The sequence below is a fragment of the Chloroflexota bacterium genome, from assembly GCA_018648225.1.
Classification (GTDB): Bacteria; Chloroflexota; Anaerolineae; order Anaerolineales; family UBA11858; genus NIOZ-UU35.
The window spans coordinates 1-7961 of sequence record JABGRQ010000183.1; the positions used below are offsets into that span (position 1 = coordinate 1).

The window sequence follows — 7961 nt, forward strand, 5'->3', positions numbered from 1 at the left end:
TTGATTTCTGGCTTTGTGAGCGCCTGCATGATAATGGTGGGAATAACCGCCCGCGCAGACTGCCGCGGGCCATAGGTGTTGAAAGGGCGAATGGTAGCAACCGGCAGCCCAAAGGAACGGTGAAACGATTCGGCGAGTTTGTCGGCGCCAATCTTAGTCGCCGAGTAAGGCGACTGACCCTGCAAGGGATGCACCTCATCAATTGGCACGTATTGCGCTGTGCCATAGGCTTCGCTGGTAGAAGTATGCACCACGCGCTCCACGCCCTGCTCCAGGGCAGATTGCAGTACATTCAGCGTGCCTACGATATTGGTCTGCACATAGGATGAGGGAGCCTGATACGAATAAGGAATACCAATCAGGGCTGCTAGATGAAATACAACATCAACTCCGCTGACAGCGCTGCGCACACTATCACGGTCGGCAATATCCCCGGCGACTACTTCAATCTCATCTTTCAGCGTAGATGTATCCAGCCAGCCCCGCCGTCCAAGGGCATTATAATGGACAAAGGCACGCACCCACGCGCCGCGGCGCACCAATTCTTCAGTAAGATGACTACCGATGAAGCCCCCGGCTCCTGTTATTAAAATCTTTTTTGTTTGCCAGTTCAAGAATGAAACCTCCCATCCTTTATATCTTGTTGCGCCTGTTCGTAGTCGGTGTGCTGACCAATATCCAACCAGTATTCAACAATCGGGAAACTGGCAATTTTTTTATCGTGATTCAGTAATATCTGAATCAGTTCGGTCATATCCAGGCGCTGATCAGATTGAATATACTGATAAACCGATGGCTCCAGCAAATAAATGCCAGCGTTGACGAAAAAATTCAGCACGGGCTTTTCGCTCAGGTCCGTCACAAACGGCCCCTCACTATTAATAACGCCATAGGGAACCTTGAACTCAAAACGCCGTACGGCTACCGTAAGGGCGGCCTGATTTTGTCGATGGAAATCCAGCATCGCCCGAAAATTTACTTGTGTAAGAATATCGCCATTAATCACCAGCAGGGGGTCTTTGGGGACATCCATCAAACCCAGAGCGCCTGCCGTTCCCAACGGTGTGATCTCTTCAACATAGTTAATATCAACGCCAAACACATTGCCATCGCCAAAATGCTGCTTGATCTTTTCGGCCATGAAATGTGTGGTGATACTCACATTGCGAATTCCGGCCTGCCGCAACTGCTCGATGGTGCGTTCCAGTAAGGGGCGATCGCCCACTGGAAGCAGTGGTTTAGGCAAATCTTCAGTCAGGGGACGCAGGCGCGTGCCAAAGCCACCCGCCATCACGACCGCCTGCAGGGGCAGTCTTGGCTGTTCTTCTTCGGTCAGCAGGTCATCCATCGTGACCAGAGTAATCACACGCCCGTCATCATCCAATACAGGCAATTGATGAATAACATATTCTTTCATCAGACGCAGCATTTCACTGCGCTCTGTCCGCGGCGAAACTGTGATTGGTTTCGGGGAGTAAATTGAGGCTTTATTTTTGAGCAATTCATCTACAGGAGAATCCAGGTCGTTTCCGGCAAGAATTGCACGGCGCACATCACCATCAGTGATCGTGCCAATTAAAACCCGTTTTTCATCCACAACGAGTGCAATTCCCAGCCCATTGAGATTAATCTTCTCAATCACCTGTCGAATTACGCTACCAGATGAAATGCACAAATCTAAAAGGTCAACGGCCATATTTTTACTCAGGTCAGGGCAAATTCTCAAACCGGTATTGACAACGAATCCGGTTTCCGCTTAGTAACTCCGCCGTTTCAATTTTCTCTTTGGTAATTTCGGCGAGATTGCAATTTGGGCAAGATTTCTCAGAGCACAAACAAATTTCCCCGCAGGATTGGCAAATTCGGAAAATTCCTTCATCGCGAGCTTCAGGCCAATCCAGAAGTATTCTGGTGCGTAGGCGCCGTTCTCTATCAATCCACTCCGGATATTCCATTACCCGATCTCTTTTTAAAAGTGGTACAGGGAAGCATCCCTCGGTTACGGTTCTACTTCCCAAACTGGGTAGCGCAACTGCCACTCACCACTCTCTTTCGTCCAGAGATGATGCGATCTGGCCTTGTCGCATAATTCGACGAAATGCTCTGGATCCATGCCAATATAATCCATCACTTCAGCGAAGTAACGGTCGGGGAACTCGCCATCATAGCGCTTGACAAGGGTCACCGCTTCTTCACGGGTGAGATGCTTGTTTCTCACTTCTTGCGATGAATCATAAGATGCCCGCCCCAGCCCAAATTTGGCGTGGGTTGTATAGTAATGCAGATCGTCAATCTTATCATCAATACTATTATATTTGCTATATGTGCCCTGGGTGCGGAAGGGGCGCGCCTGAAAATCGGTATTATCAACGGCATAATAATAAGCTTCTTGCGGGACCCATTTTAGATAGTATCCCAGATAATGGATTTCGATTTGCGATTTTTCAATCTCGCGGTAATCGGCAGGCAAATAGGTCATCAGATCAACCAAAGAGACGTCATACCGGTCAATCAATTCCTGTACCGAAACACCGCCCAAGAACATATTCTTAAAATTCTGCATCGTATAGTACGATTTGTCTCGCAGCGATGATGTGTTTTCTGCAATGGGATTGCCGTACTCAGCTTCATTTTCGCCGTAAAACACCAATGGGATGTTATAACGCAACGCCATCTTCGGAGCCAGATTCTTCTGTCCCAAAATAAACGTCTGAAACGGATGCAGCAGATTTTCGATTGCCAGCCGCGTAAGCAGTTTCATCACGCGGCCATTTTGATTCATGCTCACATTGTCAAAACCACCCACTTCAATCCAGTTGCGAAAGTTGCGATAACCATAGTCTGTGTACATGATCGGAGGCCAGGTGACGGTTAGCGGGTGCATACCGTATTTATACTTCAAGATATGCGCTGCAAAGACGCTATCCTTTCCGCCGCTACCGGGCACAATGCAGTCATAATACCCATCACTGCGACGATGCTGATCGCACAAATAGGCCAACTCTTTCTCGCGAGTTTCCCAATTAATGCCTTTTTTCACATCGGCGTATCGGCAAGCATCACAAATACCATCCGCACCGATATTCAACGTAGGAGTTTGACGGTCTTTGGTGTGCTTGAACTCCGGGTATGATGAGGGTCGCTGATTCGACATAACACAGCGCTTGCAGTATACAACCTTCTCAGGAAGACCATATAAAGGTTTTATTTCACCAGACATAAGTTACTCCAAATACACAGGCGATCTAAGAGATGTTGTATGCAGGGGCATTATCCTCTCTGCACATCATCTTTTCAGGCTTTTCCAGCATTCAATGGGTTGCTGCTACAATTTTTGCAATGTTTTTGTATACCAATAAACCTTGTCGTCCGCTCCGCTCAGGATGGAACTGACAAGCGAAGGTGCTATTATACTGTAGACTGGAACAAAACTCCATTTGCCCATAGCGCGTCCGGGAGAGTACCAGCGCATCTTCTTGCGGGCGCACATAAAAAGAGTGCACAAAATACATATATTCACCATCAGATAGACTATCGAACGGTGTTCCCGCCCAATTTTTATGGTCTGGTCTACGCCAGATTTGATTCCAGCCAACCTGGGGAACCTTCAACATTCGGGGGACACCGTTAAAAAGGGATGATAGATTTTCCAGAGGAACAACATCCCCATCAACTATACCCAAACCTTTATGCGTTCCGAATTCATAGCTTTCCGTCATTAAAAGTTGCATCCCCAAACAAATGCCGAATAGCGATTTTCCGGTTTGGCTGTAATCTTTCAGGGGGGCAATCAAATCCAATTTTTTTAGCTCGCGCATTGCATCAGCAAAAGCGCCAACCCCAGGTAAAATAACAGCATCAGCAGCAAAAAGCTCTTGTTGGGAGGCTGTAATCTGAGCATCCATTCCAGCACACTCACAGGCCAGTTTAACGCTAAACAAGTTCCCCAGTCCATAATCTACAATTGCAATGCGTACTTTGCGATCAGGCACCGGCAGTTTCCTTTTGCAATCGGCAGTCAACCCCACGCTCTAGCAAGTATTCTTTGATTTGGCGAATCGTTGTTCCCGTAATATTTTTGCGCCCAAATTCGCCGCGCTTGCCTTGTAAAAATTCGATATTGCCTTCCGTCTGATAATCGCCTTCGCGATATTGATATTCATGGATAAATTCATAATGCAACATTGAAGCCAGGCTAACCGCATCGGCATAGCCATCAGCAATGACAGCATAAATATGCTCCAGTTGGCCTGCGCCGCCCAGAGCAATCACGGGGATGGATACGGCCTGTGCAATCTGGCGGGTTAATTCCAGATCGTAACCCTTGCCTGTACCTTCTTGATCAATTGAAGTGACCAGCAGTTCACCTGCGCCCAGATCAGCGGCGCGCAAGGCCCATTCATAGGCATCAACGCCGGTGCTTTCTCGGCCATAATCCACATAGGTTTCGTATTTTCCACTTGCCTGTTTAATCGCCTCAATAGAAACTACTATAGTTGATGAACCAAAAGCCAACGCCGCAGCGCGGATCAGCTCTGGGGTATTGACGGCTGCGGTGTTGATGGCAACCTTGTCTGCTCCGGCGCGCAAAACAGTACGAATATCTTCCACACTTCGTAGGCCGCCGCTTACCGTCAGGGGGATAAAAATTTCGCTTGCAGTACGTTCAATAATCTCCAGCAAGCTGTTACGGCCATAAAGACTGGCTACCGCATCCTGATAGATCAGTTCATCAGCCCCATTTTGATAATAAAAGCGTGCAAAATCTTCGGGACGTCCCAATACACGCAATCCTTCCAAATGAACACCTTTAACTAGATTAGGGCCTTTAATATCCAGTCTGGGTATGATACGAATATTCAACTACTCTCCTCCATGCAAACGACGTGCCGGAACACCTACCACAACAGTGTTGGGTGAAACATCTTCCACTACCACCGCGCCAGCTCCGATAATAGCCTTCTCGCCAATTATAAGTCCCTGGCGGACAACTGCACCAATGCCAATATGTGCGCCTTTCTCCACCCGAACTGCGCTCGCCAACAACGCGCCTGGGGCAATATGAACATGATCTCCAATCATACAATCATGTTCAACAACTGCATTGGTATTGACAATCACATTCTGGCCTAAGCGTGAGCAGGTGTTGACAACAGCCCCAGCCATGATGATTGCGCCCACGCCAATTTCTGCGGTAGAAGATATTATCGCGCGAGGGTGGATCACGCGAAGCGGCTGCATATTATACTGCAATGCTTTTTCATAGAGACGCTGGCGCGGCAGATTATTGCCTGCACCGCCCAGGCCGATAAAAAAATGTATGCTATTATCCTGTACCAACGCTGGAAGCAAGTCATCTCCTCCTAGAACAGGAACACCCAAAACATCCAGGCCGTGTAATTCCGGCCCGGGGTCCAGCAATCCCACCAAATCATAGGATTCATTAGAACGAAGAATCTCGATAATAACTCTGGCATGCCCCCCAGCCCCCAATCCGATCACCTTCACAGTCATAATATATCCTTTACATTATCACAAAGGTTTTGAGAATCACTGTGGTAGCTGCCCACATTCAGGGGTTTCTCACGCAGTTCCCAAACAGCCAATCACAATCCAGGCAAATAATTCTAAATTGCCCGTGGACAGGATACAGTTATCGAATATCCGGATCTCCCCCAAAATCATAGAATTGTTTGACGATCAGCTTTTCGTCAAACTGGGCTTTTTTGAGCGCCGCGATGATGATTTGGGCTGCTTCGCCCTCGCGATAGGGATTCTTCATTCCACGCAGATCGGCGCGGAACTGCGGCGAAAGCGCCAGCCGAATGCCATCCAGGACAGCTTCCCGGGGATATTCAACATCGATGACATTCGCTCCGCGCACGCGTCCGGCCTGGCGTGTCCCTAAATTGACCACCGGGAGTTCAAATGATGCCGCTTCAATGATGCCGCTCGACGAGTTACCAACCATAGCGGCTGCATGAGCCATCATGCTGAAATAACCCTGTGTTCCCAAATTATGGATCATGTAAGCATTTGAGTGAGCATCAACGAAGTCTGCCAACATTCGCGCTATGACACGCCCTCCAGTATCAGCGTTGGGCTGCGAAAAAACTACGGGAAGGTTCACTATTTTGAGAGCGGCTAGCAGTTCTGCCGTCTGCCATTCTGCGTGTTCATATTCCAGAGTAACCGGATGGTAGGTTACCACTAGAAAATTTATTTCATCATATGGGATGCCGAACTGCGCGAACAATTCTTCACGAGTGAGCAACTGAATATGTCTCAAGTTGTCCAAACCGGGCGCTCCCGAAACAGTGACGCGCCACGGCTCTTCGCCCAGTTGAATCACCCGCCGAGCATATTCTTGTGTGCTGACAAAGTGCAAATGACTCAATTTGGTCATCGAGTGTCGCAGAGCATCATCGATGGCGCCCTGGGTGATTTCGCCACCGTGAATATGGGCCACCGGTATCTTGAAGGGCAATGCCGCCAGAGCTGCGGCATGCATCTCAAAGCGATCGCCCAGCACGATCAGGATATCCGGGCGAGAACGGGCAAAAGCCTGCGAAAAACCAATCATTCCCAGCCCAATAGTTTTAGCTACCCCCTCGGGCGTATCGGATGACAATGACATCTCGATCTGCTCGTCAATTCGAAAGCCATCCGCGCGGATCTGTTGTACCGTCATACCAAATTCAGGAGAAAGATGCATCCCGGCAACAATGAGATGCAATCTCAGCTCAGGGTCAGCTTGTATTTGGTGTAATAATGGCACATAAATACCGTAATCCGAGCGTCCTACGGTAACAACGCCAATAATTCTCATAGCTCAACATCATCTTCCAGAACCAGCTCTCCTGACCGCACAACCCTTCGTAAACGACGACCTACGAAAGCTGTTATTCGTGCAGGAGAAATTCCGGTTCCTGGGCGCAAAGCAATCAGATGATCCCGGGTAATGATTGTACCCGGAGAAAGCATCTCTTTCCAATGCAAACTTCGACGGCCAATATCGGCAACAGAGATTTCAGATGCAACAGGCTGTTTGACCCCATCACCAAGCGCAGCCTCCACGCGCCGGATACTTGCCACCAACACCACCAACTCGTCCGGCTCCAAAGACGCCTGATGATCTGGCCCCGGGAGGCTGCGATCCAGCGTGAAGTGTTTTTCCAGGACCGCCGCTCCCAGCGCGACCGAGGCGATGGCGATATCAATCCCGGTGGTATGATCCGAAAACCCCACCGGGACATCAAATTCTCGGGCGAGTGTGTGCATGGCGCGCAAATTCACATCTAAAGGGTCTGTTGGATAATTGCTGACGCAATGTAAGAGTGCAAGCTGCTGGTTGCCAGTTGCGCGCACCGTTTGTACGGCTTTAGCCACTTCTTCCAGTGTTGTCATTCCGGTGGAGATAATCATGGGCTTGGTTTTGCATGCAATATGCGCCAGGAGAGGCAAATTGGTGATATCGCCAGATGAAGTTTTATATACTTCCATGCCCAATTCGGCTAAAAAATCTGCGCTGGTTTCGTCAAAGGGAGTGGACATAAATAAAATACCGCGTTGCCCGCAATAGGCTTGAAGTTCCTGGTGTGCTTGCGGCGACAATTGCAAACGTTGCAACATCTCGAATTGCGATTCATCTGCTGCGGATGTTTGTTTTTGATATTGTGCTTTTTGTGCCGTCCTGCTGGCCAAGCGTTTGGCATCAAAGGTCTGAAATTTGACCGCGTCTGCACCCGCTTCAGCGGCCACATCAATCAGCTTTCTCGCCAGCGCAACATCCCCATTATGATTGACTCCCGCTTCGGCGATGATTAGGCAAGGGTTTCCATCCCCGATAACACGATCACGAATTTCCATGAAAAAAGTCATTAGGTCACTCTCGAAATATCCTGATTAGGAATTACGCAATTTTTACAAAAGTAAGCCCGAAAATAGGGGGGCTTCGCACT

Annotated in this window: 8 protein-coding genes; all 8 read right to left on the minus strand. The window is 48.8% G+C overall.

The annotated features are described in order from the left end of the window. Positions 1-614: SDR family NAD(P)-dependent oxidoreductase (locus HN413_16290; GenBank protein MBT3391959.1), on the minus strand; the 614-nt coding region annotated here is incomplete at its 3' end. Next, on the minus strand, positions 611-1696 hold the full coding sequence (locus HN413_16295; protein MBT3391960.1) for an NTP transferase domain-containing protein: 1086 nt from the start codon (positions 1694-1696) through the stop codon (positions 611-613). The genes HN413_16290 and HN413_16295, both read right to left, overlap by 4 nt. A gap of 303 nt (positions 1697-1999) precedes the next feature. Next, positions 2000-3220, minus strand: a complete 1221-nt coding sequence (locus HN413_16300; GenBank protein MBT3391961.1) for an N-acetyl sugar amidotransferase — start codon at positions 3218-3220, stop codon at positions 2000-2002. A 91-nt stretch (positions 3221-3311) separates the two neighbouring features. After that, positions 3312-3992, minus strand: coding sequence for an imidazole glycerol phosphate synthase subunit HisH (hisH, locus tag HN413_16305; GenBank protein ID MBT3391962.1), 681 nt, complete (start codon positions 3990-3992; stop codon positions 3312-3314). Continuing rightward, on the minus strand, positions 3985-4863 hold the full coding sequence (hisF, locus tag HN413_16310; GenBank protein MBT3391963.1) for an imidazole glycerol phosphate synthase subunit HisF: 879 nt from the start codon (positions 4861-4863) through the stop codon (positions 3985-3987). The genes hisH and hisF overlap by 8 nt, the downstream gene beginning before the upstream one ends. Continuing rightward, the gene (locus HN413_16315) at positions 4864-5514 is read right to left on the minus strand and encodes an acetyltransferase (GenBank protein ID MBT3391964.1); all 651 of its coding nucleotides are present in this window, start codon (positions 5512-5514) and stop codon (positions 4864-4866) included. 139 nt (positions 5515-5653) lie between these two features. Next, complete coding sequence (gene neuC / locus HN413_16320) at positions 5654-6829, minus strand: UDP-N-acetylglucosamine 2-epimerase (hydrolyzing) (GenBank protein ID MBT3391965.1); 1176 nt, start codon at positions 6827-6829, stop codon at positions 5654-5656. Next, positions 6826-7869 carry an N-acetylneuraminate synthase gene (gene neuB, locus HN413_16325; GenBank protein MBT3391966.1) on the minus strand — a complete coding sequence of 348 codons (1044 nt, stop codon included), beginning with the start codon at positions 7867-7869 and terminating at the stop codon, positions 6826-6828. The genes neuC and neuB overlap by 4 nt, the downstream gene beginning before the upstream one ends. Positions 7870-7961: the final 92 nt, after the last annotated feature.

What these genes read in the sequence shown, in the direction of transcription:
- HN413_16300 (MBT3391961.1), bottom strand. Translation starts at nt 3,220, where the DNA reads ATGTCTGGTGAAATAAAACCTTTATATGGTCTTCCTGAGAAGGTTGTA.
- HN413_16295 (MBT3391960.1), bottom strand. Translation starts at nt 1,696, where the DNA reads ATGGCCGTTGACCTTTTAGATTTGTGCATTTCATCTGGTAGCGTAATT.
- neuB (MBT3391966.1), bottom strand. Translation starts at nt 7,869, where the DNA reads ATGGAAATTCGTGATCGTGTTATCGGGGATGGAAACCCTTGCCTAATC.
- neuC (MBT3391965.1), bottom strand. Translation starts at nt 6,829, where the DNA reads ATGAGAATTATTGGCGTTGTTACCGTAGGACGCTCGGATTACGGTATT.
- HN413_16315 (MBT3391964.1), bottom strand. Translation starts at nt 5,514, where the DNA reads ATGACTGTGAAGGTGATCGGATTGGGGGCTGGGGGGCATGCCAGAGTT.